Origin of the sequence: Desulfuromonas sp., from assembly GCA_002869615.1 — a bacterium.
Lineage (GTDB): Bacteria > Desulfobacterota > Desulfuromonadia > Desulfuromonadales > UBA2294 > BM707.
Window position 1 is genome coordinate 152,117 of the sequence record PKUH01000110.1, and the last position, 17,224, is coordinate 169,340.

Here is a 17,224-nt window from a genome sequence, read left to right on the forward strand (position 1 = left end):
CACGTCGGGGCTGTCAAGTAACCGGCCGACCCTCAAGGTGTCGGCTCGGAAACAGTAAAATTATAACTCACCCGCGCCGATTCCAGACCATTTTCATCAAAACTTTTCTCGATAAAGCTTGCCCGGTTTTTGTAATCAACGAGATAAAGAGTCGTGGCTCGGGTACCATATTTTTCACCTCTGATGAAACGGGCGGAAAGCATCCGCTCCCACTCGATACCGACTCCGGTATCTGGCAGATCGGCATCATCGGCCTGCGATCGATCCGCCAGGATGGCAAAAAGCTCTTCCGGATCGGTCGAGCCAGCCGCAACCCATCTTTCAAAGTCGGCCCTGGTTCCGACAACCTTCGGCCAGGGAGTATCAAGCCAGCCATTACTTAGACCGTAGATTCCGGCACAAATTTTCCTCGAGCCGCCGCCGGTATTGGAAAAATAAAAGGTTTGCTTCAGGTCACCGGCAATAAAATTGAGTCCAGCATAGTGGCCATCGTCTTCTTCGAGAAAGGCATGAAATGCTTCCAGGCCGATACCATCTTCGAGAAAACGCCGCACCAACTCGCCACGCGAGCGCCGGCTGTAACGTCGATGATGAAAATCACGATAGTTGGTCACCACCGCCCAGCGACCGGAACGATTCACTCCGAACCAACTGCCGCCCCGTTCAAGGTCGCGACCGGCCAGAAGGTCGGGAGCATCTTCCCAGAATCGCGCCGGTTCGGTCGGACGATTATAAAATTCGTCCCGATTTTCGGCAAGGACAAGACGGTATTCCGGATGGCTCTCTATCGCCAGGGCAAGCAGGCACATACTGTCAGTGTTACAGATTCCACGGGTTTTGCAAAGAACAGATTCGGGGGGAATAAAAAAGGTTCTTCGCAGATTAGAGTGAATACAATGTTAGACTCATCCTTCAGCTGGATCAGAACAGGCAAGAAAAGTCTGGAGCCGGTCGTTTGATACCGGCAGTCTTGATTGGTTGGATAGGTCGGATAGGGACACTTCCCGAAGTTCAGGGAGGTGTCCCCTCAAGACAGAAGATGGAAGAACCGCGCGGTCGCGGCCGCGCACTCCGCCATACTCTTTTATTAAGCCATAAAATGAGTATGCAGAAAACGGCTCCCTTGCAGGGGGCTTTTTTGTCCGGTCTGAATTATTTCTGTTCAACTTTGCTGCCAGGGAGTTCGCCTCGAGGCGAACGCGGTTCGTCGCTGTGGCAGTTGCGGTTGGGCTACGGTTTAGTGATACGCGCCAAAATAAGGCGACCTCAAGAGCAAAGGGGGCAAGTCAAAATTATCAATGGATTCCCCCTTCGGCTACTTCGGCGAGCTCAGTACAAGATAACTCAGGACAGGCAAGAAAAGTAAAATGGTATTTGGGTGAGACCCTTTGTTCCCGATAAAACGCGATGAACCTTTTTTTACTGACAACTAATCTCTGACTACTGAAGACCCCCTTTAACCGGTAATCTCGCCTTTGGTAAAGACCGCCTTCAATACCTGTCCGGCACCAGTGACATTCTCCTGAGCACCCTCCTGGCGATCGACCAGGGTGACGATCCCGAGAACTTCCAACCCCTCTTCCTGGGCCCGCTCGACCGCTTTCATCGATGAACCGCCGGTCGTGGTGACATCTTCGACGATCACAACCCGGGATCCGGCCGGCAGGTTCTTGCGACCTTCCAGCCACTGACCGGTGCCGTGCCCTTTCTGTTCCTTGCGGATAATAAAGGCATGCACGGGCGACCCTTCGAGAGCGGCGGCGATCGAAGTCGCCGTCGCAATCGGGTCAGCACCGAGGGTCAGGCCGCCGACCCCGTCGATCGGACCGTCGAAGGTTTTGACGATATCCCAGAAAGCCTTGCCGACCAGCAGGCCACCGGTTTTATGCAGGGTTGTCTGCTTGCCGTCGAAGTAGAAATTGCTTTTGCGGCCGGAAGCGAGGGTGACTTCACGCTCCTCATAAGATAACTCCCGGATAATACCCATCAACTCGTTACGTTCTTCAACAGTCATTTTCAACTCCTTGGATAAACATCAATATGTAGAATGTAAGACTTTGATTTAATTAAAAAAGACCGAGCTGGCTATCTGACTTTAGCCGGGGAAACCGGACCGGATAGTCACCGGTAAAACAGGCGTCACAGAAGCTGCAACTCTCTTTGCGATGCAGGCCGGCCGCCGCGTGCATCCCTTCCGGTGCAAGGTATCCGAGACTGTCGGCCGTGATGTACCGGGCGATCTCGTCAACGTTGTGCGAAGAAGCGATCAGTTCCTTGCGGGTCGGCGTATCAATCCCGTAAAAGCAGGGGTAGGACGTTGGCGGACTCGATATCCGGACGTGCACTTCCTTGGCCCCGGCATTGCGCACCATTTTGACGATTTTACGTGATGTGGTGCCGCGAACAATCGAATCATCGACAACGATGACCCTCTTCCCCTCGATCACGTCACGCACCGGATTGAGTTTGATCTTGACGCCGAAATGCCGAATCGACTGGGCCGGTTCGATAAAGGTACGGCCAACATAATGATTACGAATCATCCCGAGCTGGAACGGTATCCCCGACTCTTCGGCATACCCGATTGCCGCCGGCACCCCGGAATCGGGGACGGCCATAACGACATCGGCCTCGACCGCATGCTCACGGGCCAGCTGACGCCCGAACTCCTTGCGCACCCTGTAGACCTGCTCGCCAAAGATCGTGCTGTCCGGGCGGGCAAAGTATATATATTCGAAAATACAGGGCGATGGCTCGACCTGGTCGAACGGTCTGAACGACTTCAGGCCATGCTTGTCGATCACCACCAGTTCACCCGGCTCAATTTCGCGAATAAACTCGGCCTCAATCAAATCGAAAGCGCAGGTTTCGGAAGCGATCACGTAAGCACCATCAATCTTGCCGAGACAAAGCGGTCGAAACCCGTTCGGATCGCGCGCCGCAACAAGGCGGGTTTCGGTGAGAAAGACGAGACTGTAAGCCCCCTTGACCTGTTTCAGCGCCTCTACGACCCGGTCCGGGAGTGAATCGGCCTGTGAACGGGCAAGCAGGTGAATAATACATTCGGTGTCGGCAACGGTTGAAAAAATGGAGCCGGCCTGTTCGAGTTCATTACGACACTCACGGGCATTAACCAGATTGCCGTTGTGGGCGATGGCAATACTGCCGCGATGATAGTCGACGAGGATCGGCTGACAATTCTTGACGTCAGTTCCGCCCGTCGTCGAATAACGGACATGCCCGATTGCAGATTTTCCGGGCAGATTGTCAAAGATCGTATCATCCTTGAAAACATCAGAGACCAGGCCATAGGCCCGGTGCGAGCGGAGTTTGTTGCCGTCCGACGCAACGATACCGCAACTCTCCTGGCCGCGATGCTGCAGGGCATAAAGCCCGAGATATGCCAGGTTGGCCGCTTCCGGATGGCCAAAAATCCCGAAAACACCACACTCATCCTTGAACTTATCGAACATTCTGAAGGAACTCCCTGCCAACAGAGTTGTCGGCATCACTATGAAAGGTTTGAGCGAATACTAACATAGACCTTGATTGAAATAATAGATGCTAGAGTAATATCTGACGAATAAAATCGACACCATTTTTATACAGGGTCAAACCCATCCCCTCTTCCGGCAAATCCGGCTCCCTGGTCCAGCGTGGATGATGCGTTCGGTGGGTAAATGCTTCGGGATGTGGCATCAGGCCGAACAAGCGGCCGCTCGCATCGCAGATTCCGGCTATCGCGTTGAGGGAACCGTTGGGATTAAGCGGATATTCCATGGTTGATTCACCATCGGCGGTACTGTAACGGACGGCGGCCAGATGGCCGGCTTCGATCGCCGTCAGGGTTTCATCTGACGCCAAAAACTTCCCCTCGCCATGGCGCACGGGAAAGTAGAGCGTATCCTGACCTTTGGTGTAGATGCAGGGTGACGCCGGATCGGCCTTGAGATAGCACCAGCGATCCTCGAACTTGCCGCTGTCATTAAACGACAGGGTCGCCGACTGTGATTTATAATCCCCGGCGATAGCCGGCAGCAGCCCCATCTTAACCATCAACTGGAAGCCGTTGCAGACCCCCATGACCAGTTTGCCTTCGCCTATAAAACGTTGCAACTGATCGGCGAGCTTCTCTTCGGAACCACTGATAGCGGCGTGGCGAAGGCGATTGGCTCCAGCCTTGGCTCTACCGAGATCGTCTCCATCAAGGAAGCCACCGGCCAGGTGCAGAAAATGGTAATCATCAAGCGAGCACCGGCCCGACAGTAATTCGGCGATATGGACGATGTCGTTGACATCACTGCCGGCGAGGCGGCAGGCGTTTGCAACTTCGCGCTCACAGTTGGTGCCGTTACCTGAAATGATGATGCTCTTGACAACCTTGCTCATATCATAACTCCCTGAGAGGCTCTTGCCAGGCCTCTTTAAGGTCTTCCAGTTTTGACTTGACCAGAATCTCGCCGCGCAATCCGGTCACCAGTAATTCCTGTTCCCTGGTAACCTCACCGATAAGGGAGCAGGACTGGCCGGCGAACAGCTCTTCAAAAGCTACCGAGTTCTTCGGATGCACGGACACCAGTAATCGGCTTTGCGATTCCGAGAAAAGCAGACGATCTTCACGCATGCCGGCAGCAACTTCAACTTCGCGCAGATCAGCCCGGATACCGTAACCGCCGGCAAAAGCGGTTTCGGCGAGGGCAACCGCGAGGCCGCCATCGGAAAGGTCGTGACAGGAGGCGATCAGCTGCTGGTCCTGTGCCTTGTTGACGGCACGATAACGGTGCATTGCGCTTGCGGCATCAACTTGCGGCACGTTGGCACCAAGGCAGCCTTGCATATCGTAATATTCCGACCCGCCGAGTTCATCAGCCGTCTGACCGAGCAGATAGACCAGGTCACCGGGGCGCTTGGCATCCATGGTGACTGCCTTGCGGATGTCTTCGATCTTGCCGATCACCGAAAACAGAACCGTCGGCGGGATTGAAATCCTGGTGTCGCCGATCTGGTAATCGTTCTTCATCGAATCTTTACCGGAGATCAGCGGTACACCGAAGGCGACACAGTAATCGTAGAGCGCCTGGTTGGCGCGCACCAGCTGCGCCGCCTTGTAGGCGCCATCCGGAGTCTTTTCGCTCTCGACCGGATCGCACCAGCAGAAATTATCGAGACCTGCGACATGATCGATATTGCCGCCGGTCGCGACAAAATTGCGCAGCCCCTCGTCGATCGCACTCGCCATCATGTGATAGGTGTCGATGTCACTGTAGCGAGGGCAGAGTCCATGCGAGACGACGATCCCTTCAAACGAATCGAACAGCGGCCGGACAACAGCCGCATCGGAAGGCCCGTCGTTATCGGCACCGGTCAAAGGCTTGACAATGGTCGCCGCCTGAACCTCATGGTCGTAACGTCGGACCACCGATTCTTTCGAACAGATATTGAGCCGGCTCAGCATGTGGCGCAGGGTTGCACCCATGTCGAGTGGCTGCGCGAATGTCGGCTCGGCATGTCCCTTGTCCTCCCAGCGTGCAGGGATCTCCATTTGCGGCACACCGTCGTGGATGAAGTCCATCTCGAGGCAGGAAACCGTGCGACCGGCGTAAAGACAGTGAAACAAGCCATTATCGGTGAAGATGCCGAGATCGGAGACTTCGACATCCATTTCATCGGCCAGGGTCATGAATTCGTCGAGCTTGTCCGGCGCCACCGCCATGGTCATTCTTTCCTGGGCTTCCGAGATCAGGATTTCCCACGGTTGCAAACCGGGGTACTTGAGTGGCGCCCGGTCGAGATGCATCTCGAATCCGTTGGTAAATTCGGCCATCTCACCAACCGATGACGAAAGGCCGCCGGCCCCGTTATCGGTGATTGCGTTGTAAAGGCCGCGGTCACGAGCGATGATCAGGAAATCGAACATCTTGCGCTGGGTAATCGGGTCACCGATCTGAACCGCCGTAACCGGCGAATCTTCATGCAGCTCCTCGGACGAAAAGGTTGCGCCGTGGATGCCGTCTTTGCCGATCCGGCCGCCGGCCATAATGATATGGTCACCGACTTTCGCTTCTTTCTCGTGACAAGGTTGGCCGTTGAGCTGTCGCGGCATGATCGAACCGGTCCCGCAGTAAACCAGAGGTTTGCCGGCAAAGCGTTCATCAAAATAGATCGAGCCATTCACCGTCGGAATGCCCGACTTGTTGCCACCATGCTCAACCCCCTCGACAACCCCTTCAAAAATACGCCGGGGATGCAGTAATCGCGGTGGCAGCGGTTTATTATAAAAAGGCGAAGCGAAACAGAAGACATCGGTATTGAACGCGAGGCGGGCCCCCATGCCGGTACCATAGGCATCGCGGTTAACCCCGACGATGCCGGTCAGGGCGCCGCCATACGGATCGAGGGCGCTCGGCGAATTGTGGGTTTCAACTTTAAAAACCATGCTCCAGTCATTATTGAACTCAACGACTCCGGCGTTATCCTTAAAGACCGACAAACAGATATCATCATCGCCTTTAGCTTTTCGGATATCGGCAGTCGCTTTCATGATGTAGGATTTGAAAAGAGAATTGATACTCTGCGTTTGCCCGGTCCCGTCATCGTACTCGATGCGGGCCGAAAAGATCTTGTGCTTACAGTGTTCGCTCCAGGTCTGGGCCAGGGCCTCAAGTTCGACATCGGTTAATTTGTCCGATAGACCGTAGCGTTTGCGTTTCTCGACAACCTCAGGCTGGCGGATATGCGCCTGAATCGTTTTCATCTCCTCAAGGTTGAGAGCGAGCATGCCGTCGCGGCTGATCTGCATCAACTCAGCGTCGGAAACTTCGAGGTCGATTTCTCGCACGACCGGCTCCGAACCACCGGTAACGCGAGGCAGCGACGCCGGAATTCCGCCACTCTCCGCAAACTCCTTGGCATCCATGATCGTCCAGCGCTGAATCAAACCATTGGCGAGGAATCCGGAGACAACCTTTTCTGCCAACTGCCGATCCAGATCGCCATTAAGCAGGTACTGAACCGAGGTATAAACCGCTTCACCCTCGGCAAACCGGCGGCCGGTCTGGTACTGGATCGCCTCACGCGCCGTCCGGCCGGTATTGTCGGTCACCCCGGGCCGGAAACCGATTTCGATCAATATATCGAAGCTGGTGGCCAGCGGTTGATCTATTGCATATTCCTGGATAACCGGGTCGCTGAACGGTCCGGCCGCCGCATCCTGCAACTCCGTGGCAGTCAGATCCGAGTCAATCGTGTAAACATCGATGGTCCGGACCTGTTCCAGCTCGATACCGAGATGTTCCCTGATCTGCCGTTTGGCCCTCTCGCCACGTGCATCACGGATACCCTCCTTCAAACCGACCAGAATTCTGTTTGCCATAGTTTCTCCAAAAATTTTAAATCAGTAGCCAGTTGTCAGTTACCAGCCAACTGCCTGCCAGTCACTGCCGACTGGTTTCTAGCTTTCTTCAAAGACTCTTTTGAAAATCGTATCAACATGCTTGAGATGATAACCGAGATCGAACGATTGCTTGACTTTCTCGACGCCGAGCGCCTTGACCACGTCAGCATCGGCCAAAAGCTCTTCCTGGAAGTCCTTGCCCTCTTCCCATACCTTCATGGCGTTGCGTTGAACAATGCGATAGGCATCCTCGCGTGACACCCCGGACTGGGTCAGGTCGAGCAGAATTTTCTGCGAGAAAACGAGGCCGCGCATCTGGTTCAGGTTCTTCATCATATTTTCCGGATATACAACCAGGTTTTTGATCAGACCGCTCAGGCGGCGTAGCGAGAAATCGAGGGCGACCGTCGCATCGGGCCCGATATAACGCTCAACCGAGGAATGCGAGATATCCCGTTCGTGCCAGAGCGCGACATTCTCCAGTGCCGGCATGCACATGCCGCGAATGTAGCGGGCCTGACCGGTCAGGTTCTCGGTCAGAATCGGATTACGTTTATGCGGCATGGCGCTCGAGCCTTTTTGCCCTTTGGAGAAGAACTCCTCTGCTTCGAGAACCTCGGTCCGCTGCAGGTGGCGTATTTCGACAGCGATTCTCTCCATCGACGAAGCAATGATGGCGAGAGTACAAAATAGTTCGGCATGCCGATCGCGCGGGATGACCTGGGTCGAGACCGGCTCCGGCTTCAGCCCCAGTTTTTCACAGACATACTCTTCGACGTCCGGCTGAATATTGGCAAAGGTCCCGACGGCACCGGAAATCGCTCCGGTCGCGATCGCTTCGCGGGCCGAATTCAGCCGGCGCCGGTTACGTTTCATTTCGGCGTACCAGCTCGCAAGCTTCAGGCCGAAGGTGACCGGCTCGGCATGAATACCATGTGACCGGCCCATGCAGACCGTATCTTTATGCTCGTAGGCACGCTCCTTGATCGCATCGAGCACCATGTCGAGATCAATCAGCAATTCGTCAGCAGCCTGAACGAGCTGGACGGACAGGCAGGTATCGAGGACATCAGAAGAGGTCATGCCCTGATGAATGAAGCGGGCTTCCGGTCCGACAAACTCTGCCACCGAAGTTAAAAAAGCGATAACATCATGTTTGACCTCGGCTTCAATGGCGTCAATCCGCTCAATATCGAAATCACCCTTCTCACGAATCACCTTGACCGCTTCCTGCGGAATAATGCCGAGATCAGCCATCTTTTCACAGGCCAGCGTTTCTATTTCCAGCCAGATTTTAAACCTGTTTTCCGGCTCCCATATCGCCGCCATCTGCGGACGGGTATAGCGTGGTATCATTTACAGACTCCTTTAATTTTGTCTATTTGAAAGCAGAAGCTGGCATCTTTCTGAGTCCCGATGATGAGCTCAGGCTGACAGATGTTTTGCCGGGCCAGAACTTCGGCAGCGCCGGCATAGGCCATCTCCGGCTCATTATTCTCTTCACTCAGGTGGGCGAGAAAAACCGCTTCAAGCCCATCCCACATCAATCCACCGAGCAGTTCGGCCGAGGCTGTATTGGAAAGATGTCCCTGGTTGCTCTTTATTCGCTGTTTGAGATGCCACGGATACGGACCGTCCTGGAGCATTTGTTCATCGTGATTTGATTCGAGTATCAGTACCCGGCTCTCTTTGAGATAATCTGCTACCAGCCGAGTCGCAATGCCGAGATCGGTCGCCACGCTGATTTTACCCTCAGTCGTGTTGACAACAAACCCGACCGGAGCCCTGGCATCATGCGTAATCGGAAAAGGTGTGACTTCGAGATCGCGTAGAGTAAAAGCAGTTCCGATATCGAATTCCATGATCCGGTCCAGTTTGCCTGGCCGCGGGAGTGCGTTGAATGTCTCAGGGTGTATGCAGAGAGGCAACCCGAATCGCCGGGCCATCGGGCCAACACCCCGAACATGATCGAGATGCTCGTGCGTGATCAGAATGGCATCAAGCGAATCGGCTTCAATACCGATTTGCCCCAGACGACGTTCGGTCTCTCTGGCAGAAAGACCGACATCGATCAAAAGCCGCGTTTCACCGGCTTCGATAAAGACAGCATTACCCTTGCTGCCGCTTGCTAACAGACAGACACGCAAAAACAGATCTCCCGGGCCCTTCAGGGCGGTGCATATATACCGCATCCGACATCCTGGTAGCAAGAAAAAACAGGGTCGGTAACGTCATCATTCAACTCAACTTGTAAGAGTGAAGATCGGCACTTTTCACAACATCGGGAAGGAGCACGACGAAAGTACTTCCCGGGAGTTGTTCCGGGTCGTATCCGGAGCTTTCAACCCGCAGTACACCGTGGTGAAGATCGACAAAACCTTTGGCAATCGACAAACCGAGGCCGGTCCCTTTGCCCTTGAACGCCGATCGGGCTGTGAAATGGCCGCCGATCTCTCCGACCTCGTAAAACTTGTCAAAGATATGCTGCTGGTCCTTTTCTGCAATACCGATACCGGTGTCCCTGATCGAAATTTCGATGTAGGGAATCTTTTCACGAGTCCCTTCATCCTCCGGCGTGGTCTGTTCTGAAACGGCTGTTCGGTCGATAGCTGGATAATCATTCACCCGGCGGGTTTTGATGGTTATCGTTCCGTTATCCGGCGTGAACTTGATAGCATTGCTGATCAGGTTGGTCAGAACCTGATTGATCCGTTCTTCGTCACACCACAGCTCCGTAACATTATCGGCCAGATCAAGAACAAGTGACTGGTTTCTGCGCCTGAAAAAGTAATCCATCTGACCGGTAACACTATCAAGCAGTTTTCTGACCTCGACTTTCTGACAGCGCAAGCGAATATTCTGGTTGTCAAGCAAAGTGACATCAACCATATCCCGGACGATCGTCGAAAGCCGCTCGGCCGATCGACTGATATGTTCAATCATCGGCAGAGCCTGCGCGCCGACCAGGGGGGACATTTCACCCAGCAGCAGTTCGGTATAGCCGAGGATAACGGTCAGCGGGGTTTTCAGTTCGTGCGAGGCAACGCCGAGGAAGGAGTCCTTCATTTCGTTGAGACGTTCAAGCTCGGAAGCACTCTTTTCAAGATTCATTGTTACTTCACGCTCCCGTGTTACATCACGAACGATCGTCTGGACAATACGCTTACCCTCCCGGTCAACTATTGGCGAACACTTGGCCCAGCCGATCAGAGCCGACTTGTCGGAGGGGCGGACAAATCGTATCTCGGTTTCAAGGGTCTGACCGTGCAGCACAGTCATATAGAGATTGGCGATCCCGCCAGCCTCATCAACATTGAGATCGGCGAGAAAATCGACGAGCGGCTGCCCCTCGGCCCGTTGCCTCGATATTGCAAACAGGGATTCGGCCGCCTTGTTGATCATCATGATGCGGTTTTCATCATCACTGACAATGATAGCATCGGAAGCATCATCGAGCAGCAGGCGGTACATTTCACGGCTGCGCACAAGTTCATGACCAATAAGTTCCTGTTGCTCATACGAATCGCGCAATTGCGCGTTCGACTCTTCGAGAACCAGGTAGTTCTGGTGGATTTCGCTGTCACGTTCCTTGAGTGACCTTGCCATCTCGCGCAATGAACGCCCCAGCTGTTCAAATTCGAGGGTGACCTGTTGCGGGATGGAAACATCAAATTGACCACCGGAAATCTGGGTTGCGACATTCTCAAGCTGACGCAGCGGACGGATAACGTCCCGTTTGACAAAAACAACGATCATGACTACCGCCAGCGCAAAAGCCCCGATCAGAATCACAATAGCGCGCTGAATCATCGAAGATGTCTTGTCAGCCACAACCTGAACCGGAATGCCGATTCTGATCCGGCCGGCCAACTCACTCGAAGCATCATAAAACGGTTGCTGGATGTCATAAAAATCGCCAAAGGTTGAAAAGCCGAGAACAACACGATCTTTTTCAACTTTTCGCAAGTGAGCCTGATCGGAAGCATAGTCCTTGAATGAATCAGAGCCGAAGACAACTTTACCGGAGACATCCTCGACCAGAACATAGGAGATTGCCGGATCAGATTCTGCGAGGAGAGCGCAGCGCTCATTAATGCCCGAAACATCTTGCAAATCGATCCCGAAACCGAGAACTTTTTCGATAGAGGATTTCAGGCTGGCGCCAACCGAATGGCTGCGCAGGATCAGGGAATTTCGATAATCCTGCCGATAACTCTGCAGGTTAAAGGCCGTATTGGCAACAATGGCAACGGTCAGGGCGAGCAGGGTAAAAAGAACAATCCGTTTTTCCAGAGTGCGGATCATTATATGGCAGTAACCCAGGGTAAAAGTATAAATCCAGTGCCCGGAAAAAACATAAACGGTCACAACAGGACCAGCCGGACAGATCGATATAAATGGTGTTACTTATTAGCACATCAACCCCTGCCAGAGCAACCAAACTCTGCCCGTTTTTGTAGGTTGACGGAGGAGTTTCTATTGGTTATCATCCCCATGCAATAGACCTTGTTATTTCAGTAAACCAAAAATATTTCAAGTACCTTCAGGAGGTAAGAATCATGTCTGTCAAAGTGGCAATAAACGGATTTGGCCGGATCGGCCGCAACGTATTTCGCGCAGCCTTCGATTCCAACTGGATCGATATCGTTGCTGTTAATGACCTGACCGATGCTGCCACCCTGGCACACCTGCTCAAGTACGACTCTGTTCATGGCATCTTTGCACAAGCCATTTCTGTTGAAGGTGAGAATATTAAAGTTGGTAACAAGACACTTAAGGTCTGCAGTGAACGAGACCCTTCAGCCCTCCCCTGGAAAGAGCTCGGTGTTGATATCGTTATCGAATAGACCGGACTGTTCACCAGTCGTGATGCAGCTGCGAAACATCTTGATGCTGGCGCCAGAAAAGTCATCATCTCTGCTCCGGGCAAGGAAGTTGACCTCACCGTTTGCATGGGGGTGAATGAATCAGATTACGATGATGCGAGTCATCATGTTCTCTCCAACGCGTCCTGTACCACGAACTGCCTGGCGCCGGTCGCCAAAGTCATTCTCGAAGAATTCGGCATCGTCAAAGGATTGATGACCACAATTCACGCGTACACCAATGATCAGAAAATTCTCGATCTACCGCACAGCGACCTGCGCCGCGCCCGCGCTGCAGCCGTTTCCATGATCCCGACCTCAACCGGTGCGGCCAAAGCAGTCTCTCTGGTATTGCCTGCCCTGAAAGGTAAACTGGACGGCATGGCGGTCCGGGTACCGACACCCAACGTATCGGTTGTCGACCTGGTTGTGACCACGGAAAAAGAAACCTCGGTTGAACAGGTGAATGCCGCCCTGAAAAAAGCAGCAGACGGTCCACTCAAGGGAATCCTTGAGTATGTTGAAGCACCACTGGTCTCCTGCGATTTCAACGGAAACCCGGCCTCGTCTTCGGTCGATGCACTGTCGACTTCGGTTATCGGCGGCAATATGGTCAAGGTTCTCTCCTGGTATGACAACGAGTGGGGTTATTCAAACCGGATCTGCGATCTGGTGGAATTTATCGCCGCAAAATAAATCTGCCGATACAGAGGGCAGGACAGTTCTTCTGTCCTGCCCTTCTCTTTACCCCATCGTTCAACAATGAGGTTTTCGATGTCAAAAAAAATAGGTTTACAGGATATCGACCTGCAGGGACAACGGGTCTTTTGCCGCGTCGACTTCAATGTGCCGATCAATGAAGATGGTACCATTGGCGATGACACCCGGATCACCGCGGCCTTGCCGACCATCCGTCATATCATCAATCATGGAGGCAAACTGATTCTGGCGAGTCATCTCGGCCGACCGAAAGGCTCGGTAAACCCTGAGTACAGTCTCGCCCCGGTCGCTCCCTACCTCGGCAAGCTTCTCGGACGCCCGGTTGCTATGGCCCCGGACTGTATCGGGCCGAAGGTAGAAGCTCTCGTCGATTTTCTCCAAGATGGCGATGTGCTGCTACTTGAGAATGTCCGATTCCATCAGGGCGAGACCGACAACTATCCGGAGTTCTGCCGACAACTGGCCAAACTCGCCGATATCTATGTTAATGACGCCTTCGGCACCGCCCATCGGGCCCACGCCTCGACCGAGGGCGTTGCCAGGTTGCTGCCTACGGCTGCCGCCGGTTTTCTCATGGAAAAAGAACTTGAATACCTTGTCGGCGCCCTCGCCGCTCCGAAAAAGCCGTTTATTGCAATTATCGGCGGGGCCAAGGTCAGCGACAAGATCCAGGTCATTGAGAACCTGCTCGACAAGGTTGACCAGCTGATTATTGGCGGCGGCATGGCCTATACCTTTCTCAAGGCACAAGGTTACGAAATCGGCACTTCACTGGTTGAAAATGATCGAGTCGAAATGGCCAGCGAACTGCTCAGCCGATCGGTCCGGAAAAATGTTGAAATCCTGCTGCCGCAGGACCACCTGGCCGCTTCCGAATTCTCGGCAGACTCCTTTTACCAGGAATGCGGCAACGACGATTTCCCCGAAGATGCAATGGGGCTCGATATCGGGCCAAAAACTATAGAAATTTTCAGGAATGCGATTCTGGAAGCCGGCACCGTTGTCTGGAACGGGCCGATGGGCGTTTTTGAGTTTGATGCCTTCTCCGCCGGCACCTGTGCCATAGCCGAAGCCATGGCCGAGTCGGATGCCCTGACAATCGTCGGTGGCGGTGATTCGGTCGCGGCGGTCAACAAGACCGGACTGGCCGACCAAATGACCCATATTTCAACCGGCGGTGGTGCATCACTTGAACTGCTTGAAGGGAAAACCCTTCCCGGCATTGCCGCCCTGACCGACGCCGTCAGTCTCGACCACCCGACATTTTAAGGAGAAAAAACATGCGTACTCCATTGATCGCAGGCAACTGGAAACTGAACAAGACCCTGCCCGAGTCAGTCGAACTGGTCGGTGCATTAAAAACTGCCGTCAAGGATGTTGAGAATGTTGAGATCCTGGTCGCGCCGCCGTTTACGGCTATTTCCATGCTGGCGACCAAACTCGCCGGCAGCAATATCAAGCTCGGTGCCCAGAATTGCTGGTATGAGGAATCCGGCGCCTTCACGGGAGAAGTCTCACCAACACTGCTCAAGGATGCCGGGTGCGACTACATCATCGTTGGCCACTCCGAGCGCCGGCAGCTTTTCGGTGAATCCAACGAAATCATAAACAAAAAGGTCAAGGCGGTTCTGGCTGCCGATATTTCCTGCATCCTCTGCATCGGTGAAACCCTGGAACAGCGGGAAAGCGACCAGATGTTCGATATCCTGACAGCCCAGGTCAAAGAAGGGCTTGCCGGAGTCACCGACATGCAGCGCATCGTCATTGCCTACGAACCAGTCTGGGCAATCGGCACCGGCAAAACAGCGACCAGCGAACAGGCCCAGGAAGTTCACTCCTTTGTCCGCGGCCTGGTCCAGGGCCTGTATGACCCGGAGACGGCAGCAGCGACCCGCATCCTTTATGGCGGCAGCGTCAAACCCGACAATGTCGATGAATTGATGAGCATGGACGATGTCGATGGAGCATTGGTCGGCGGCGCCAGTCTCAAGGCCGATGACTTTGCCAGAATCGTCAAATTCTAGTAGATTTTTGACTTTTCTTGTGCTAAAGTCCGCCTTCGTTAAAAATCATAAAGCTGGAGTCATTTGATGTCGACATTACTTATTGTTTTACACGTCCTTGTCAGCCTGGCGCTGATCTTTATCGTTCTGCTGCAATCCGGGAAAGGAGCTGAAATTGGTGTTTCTCTCGGCAGCGGAGCCAGCCAGACGGTATTCGGTGCCGGCGGCACCAAAAACTTTATGCACCGTATCACAGTCAGCGCGGCAGTTATCTTCATGCTGACCAGCCTGACCCTGGCCTACTTCTACGGCCAGCCCGGGTCTTCGAGTATCATGCCGGCCCAGGTTGCACCGGCCGCCGAACAGCCAGCCATGCCGGACCAGAATGCGGCTCCGGCTCCAACTGAAGCCCCGGCCCCGGCAAAAGAAGCGGCCAAGCCTGCGGACAAGGAATAAATAAATTCAAGCCCGATTCGCTATTGACAGTAACGGGCTGAATCAGTATAAATATTGCTCTTTTTGCCGAAGTGGTGGAACTGGTAGACACGCCGTCTTGAGGGGGCGGTGACTTAACGGTCGTGCGAGTTCGAGTCTCGCCTTCGGCACCATTCAAAAACAAGTAGTTGAAATTACTAGACTTTAACTACAGAATTGACAGCGCTACACAAAATGCTACACTGCGAGGTGAGCTACGTGAGCGCTGTTTTTTTATCTAACATACCGGTCAATATGCAGTTACGTAATAAAAGATATCATTACCGTAGGCGTGTACCTGCGAATCTGGTTGAATTATTCAACAGAAAAGAGATCACCAAATCTCTCCACACAACTGAGGGCAGAGCTGCCTCGCGTTTAAAGAACAAGTTAGACGGTGAACTTGAAGCCCTCTTTCAAGCATGTCGTTTTAATGCACTCTCCCAAGATGAAGCCCAGCAACGCCTATCGCTTATCCTCACAGGTAAACCATTACCTGATCTACAAGAAGCAACTGAAACCAAAATCACTACTGTTAAGACTCGGAACAAACGAGCCGGCAAAAGGCTTTCTGAAGCAGTTGATGCTTACTGCAAAGAGAAAGAGCATTCCTGGACGCAGAAGACCAAGAAAGAATACTCTGGCATCTATGATCGCATAATTAAGGGACTAGGAGACCCTTGGCTAAATGATCTTGAACGCACTGACCTTGTAATTTACAGAGATACGTTAACTCGTGAAGGCAAGAGCATTAAGACCGTTAACAAGTATCTTGAAATCCTCTCTACAGTTCTTAAACACGCGAGCAGGTTAAAGTGGATTCAAGGTAATCCTGGTGAAGGGCTCGGATTGAAAGACAATAGACGCCCTGATGAAATGAGAAGAGCGTTTACTGTCAAAGAAATCAAAACAATCTTTGAAGCGCTGCAACGAGATAAGAAGTTCTTCTATGAACAGGGCCGCCATGAACGCTACTGGCTTCCCCTGCTCGGAATCTACACTGGTGGTCGTGTTAATGAACTCGCCCAGCTAGGGATTAAAGACATTATTATCGAGGATGGAATTCCAACCATTGAAATCACTGAAAATGGCGATGATAGTAAGAGCGTCAAGACTTCAAATTCCAGACGAAAGATTCCTATCCATAAAGACCTTCTGACACTAGGGTTTCTGGTCTATGTCAACAATATCAAAGCACAGGGGAACAATATGCTTTTCCCAGCCTTGATCAATGGTCCCAATGGATACTCCCACTATTTTGTTAAACACTTTTCAGGTAAGGCCGGGTGGTTAAGGAAACAGCTTAAAGATCTTGAGAAAGGTGTAGCCTTTCATAGCTTCAGGCATATATTTATAGACATACTTAAGAACGCTGAAATATCAGAACGGCTCATCGAGGAGATTGCAGGACATCGCCTCACCTCCATGAGCCTCGGCAGATATGGCAAGCCTTACAAAGTCGATGTGCGCCTTAAGGCAATCAACAAGATCGACTACGGCTTGATTCCCAAAGTGAAGCCGGAAGTACGATTGGTTGATATTGAAGGCACTGATGCAGTTGAAGAACATGACTATCTTGTATGCGGGAAGACCAGTGTTCGTATCATCCTTGAAGATAAAGAGCAGCCTTTAGAATTGAAACAATACAAGCGTCCAGACCTACATGGCTACAGTCCATTCCATAAAGAGATAGAGGGTTTTGTTGAAGATGAGCTAGTTGCTAAGGATAGCCTTGACGAATAAGCACTAATGAATTAAAGTTCGCAACA

At 52.8% G+C, this 17,224-nt stretch carries 13 protein-coding genes, 1 tRNA gene and 1 pseudogene; 7 read left to right on the top strand and 8 right to left on the bottom strand.

Annotated features, from left to right (window positions below; all coding sequences use genetic code 11):
- Nucleotides 1-32: 32 nt before the first annotated feature.
- Nucleotides 33-809: a hypothetical protein gene (locus C0623_13420; protein PLX98315.1), complete on the bottom strand. Its 777-nt coding sequence runs from the start codon at nucleotides 807-809 to the stop codon at nucleotides 33-35.
- Between the two features lie 146 nt (nucleotides 810-955).
- On the opposite strand from C0623_13420, the gene C0623_13425 reads away from it, so the two are divergent.
- Nucleotides 956-1,366, top strand: coding sequence for a hypothetical protein (locus C0623_13425; GenBank protein PLX98316.1), 411 nt, complete (start codon nucleotides 956-958; stop codon nucleotides 1,364-1,366).
- A gap of 90 nt (nucleotides 1,367-1,456) precedes the next feature.
- On the opposite strand, the gene pyrE is transcribed toward C0623_13425, so the two are convergent.
- The 7 genes from pyrE to C0623_13460 form a co-directional block, all read right to left on the bottom strand.
- Complete coding sequence (gene pyrE / locus C0623_13430; GenBank protein ID PLX98317.1) at nucleotides 1,457-2,014, bottom strand: orotate phosphoribosyltransferase; 558 nt, start codon at nucleotides 2,012-2,014, stop codon at nucleotides 1,457-1,459.
- A 52-nt stretch (nucleotides 2,015-2,066) separates the two neighbouring features.
- On the bottom strand, nucleotides 2,067-3,473 hold the full coding sequence (locus tag C0623_13435; GenBank protein PLX98318.1) for an amidophosphoribosyltransferase: 1,407 nt from the start codon (nucleotides 3,471-3,473) through the stop codon (nucleotides 2,067-2,069).
- A 91-nt stretch (nucleotides 3,474-3,564) separates the two neighbouring features.
- Entirely contained in the window at nucleotides 3,565-4,389 is an 825-nt protein-coding gene (locus C0623_13440) for a phosphoribosylformylglycinamidine synthase (GenBank protein PLX98319.1), read from the bottom strand.
- Nucleotide 4,390: 1 nt separating this feature from the next.
- Entirely contained in the window at nucleotides 4,391-7,372 is a 2,982-nt protein-coding gene (locus tag C0623_13445) for a phosphoribosylformylglycinamidine synthase (GenBank protein PLX98320.1), read from the bottom strand.
- A 78-nt stretch (nucleotides 7,373-7,450) separates the two neighbouring features.
- Nucleotides 7,451-8,749 (bottom strand): adenylosuccinate lyase, encoded by a 1,299-nt coding sequence (locus tag C0623_13450; protein ID PLX98321.1) that lies wholly within the window; start codon nucleotides 8,747-8,749, stop codon nucleotides 7,451-7,453.
- Nucleotides 8,746-9,540 carry an MBL fold metallo-hydrolase gene (locus C0623_13455; GenBank protein ID PLX98356.1) on the bottom strand — a complete coding sequence of 265 codons (795 nt, stop codon included), beginning with the start codon at nucleotides 9,538-9,540 and terminating at the stop codon, nucleotides 8,746-8,748. The genes C0623_13450 and C0623_13455 overlap by 4 nt, the downstream gene beginning before the upstream one ends.
- 91 nt (nucleotides 9,541-9,631) lie before the next feature.
- Nucleotides 9,632-11,761, bottom strand: coding sequence for a PAS domain-containing sensor histidine kinase (locus C0623_13460; GenBank protein ID PLX98322.1), 2,130 nt, complete (start codon nucleotides 11,759-11,761; stop codon nucleotides 9,632-9,634).
- Nucleotides 11,762-11,952: 191 nt separating this feature from the next.
- Here C0623_13460 and gap point away from each other — a divergent pair.
- The 6 genes and pseudogenes from gap to C0623_13490 all read left to right on the top strand — a co-directional run bounded on the left by gap (nucleotide 11,953) and on the right by C0623_13490 (nucleotide 17,198).
- Nucleotides 11,953-12,954 (top strand): annotated as a pseudogene (gene gap / locus C0623_13465) (type I glyceraldehyde-3-phosphate dehydrogenase).
- Between the two features lie 78 nt (nucleotides 12,955-13,032).
- On the top strand, nucleotides 13,033-14,247 hold the full coding sequence (gene pgk / locus C0623_13470) for a phosphoglycerate kinase (GenBank protein ID PLX98323.1): 1,215 nt from the start codon (nucleotides 13,033-13,035) through the stop codon (nucleotides 14,245-14,247).
- A gap of 11 nt (nucleotides 14,248-14,258) precedes the next feature.
- Nucleotides 14,259-15,002 carry a triose-phosphate isomerase gene (locus C0623_13475; protein ID PLX98324.1) on the top strand — a complete coding sequence of 248 codons (744 nt, stop codon included), beginning with the start codon at nucleotides 14,259-14,261 and terminating at the stop codon, nucleotides 15,000-15,002.
- Nucleotides 15,003-15,068: 66 nt separating this feature from the next.
- Nucleotides 15,069-15,437, top strand: a complete 369-nt coding sequence (locus tag C0623_13480) for a preprotein translocase subunit SecG (GenBank protein ID PLX98325.1) — start codon at nucleotides 15,069-15,071, stop codon at nucleotides 15,435-15,437.
- 65 nt (nucleotides 15,438-15,502) lie between these two features.
- Nucleotides 15,503-15,589 (top strand) — tRNA-Leu (locus tag C0623_13485).
- Between the two features lie 61 nt (nucleotides 15,590-15,650).
- Entirely contained in the window at nucleotides 15,651-17,198 is a 1,548-nt protein-coding gene (locus C0623_13490) for a hypothetical protein (protein PLX98326.1), read from the top strand.
- Nucleotides 17,199-17,224: the final 26 nt, after the last annotated feature.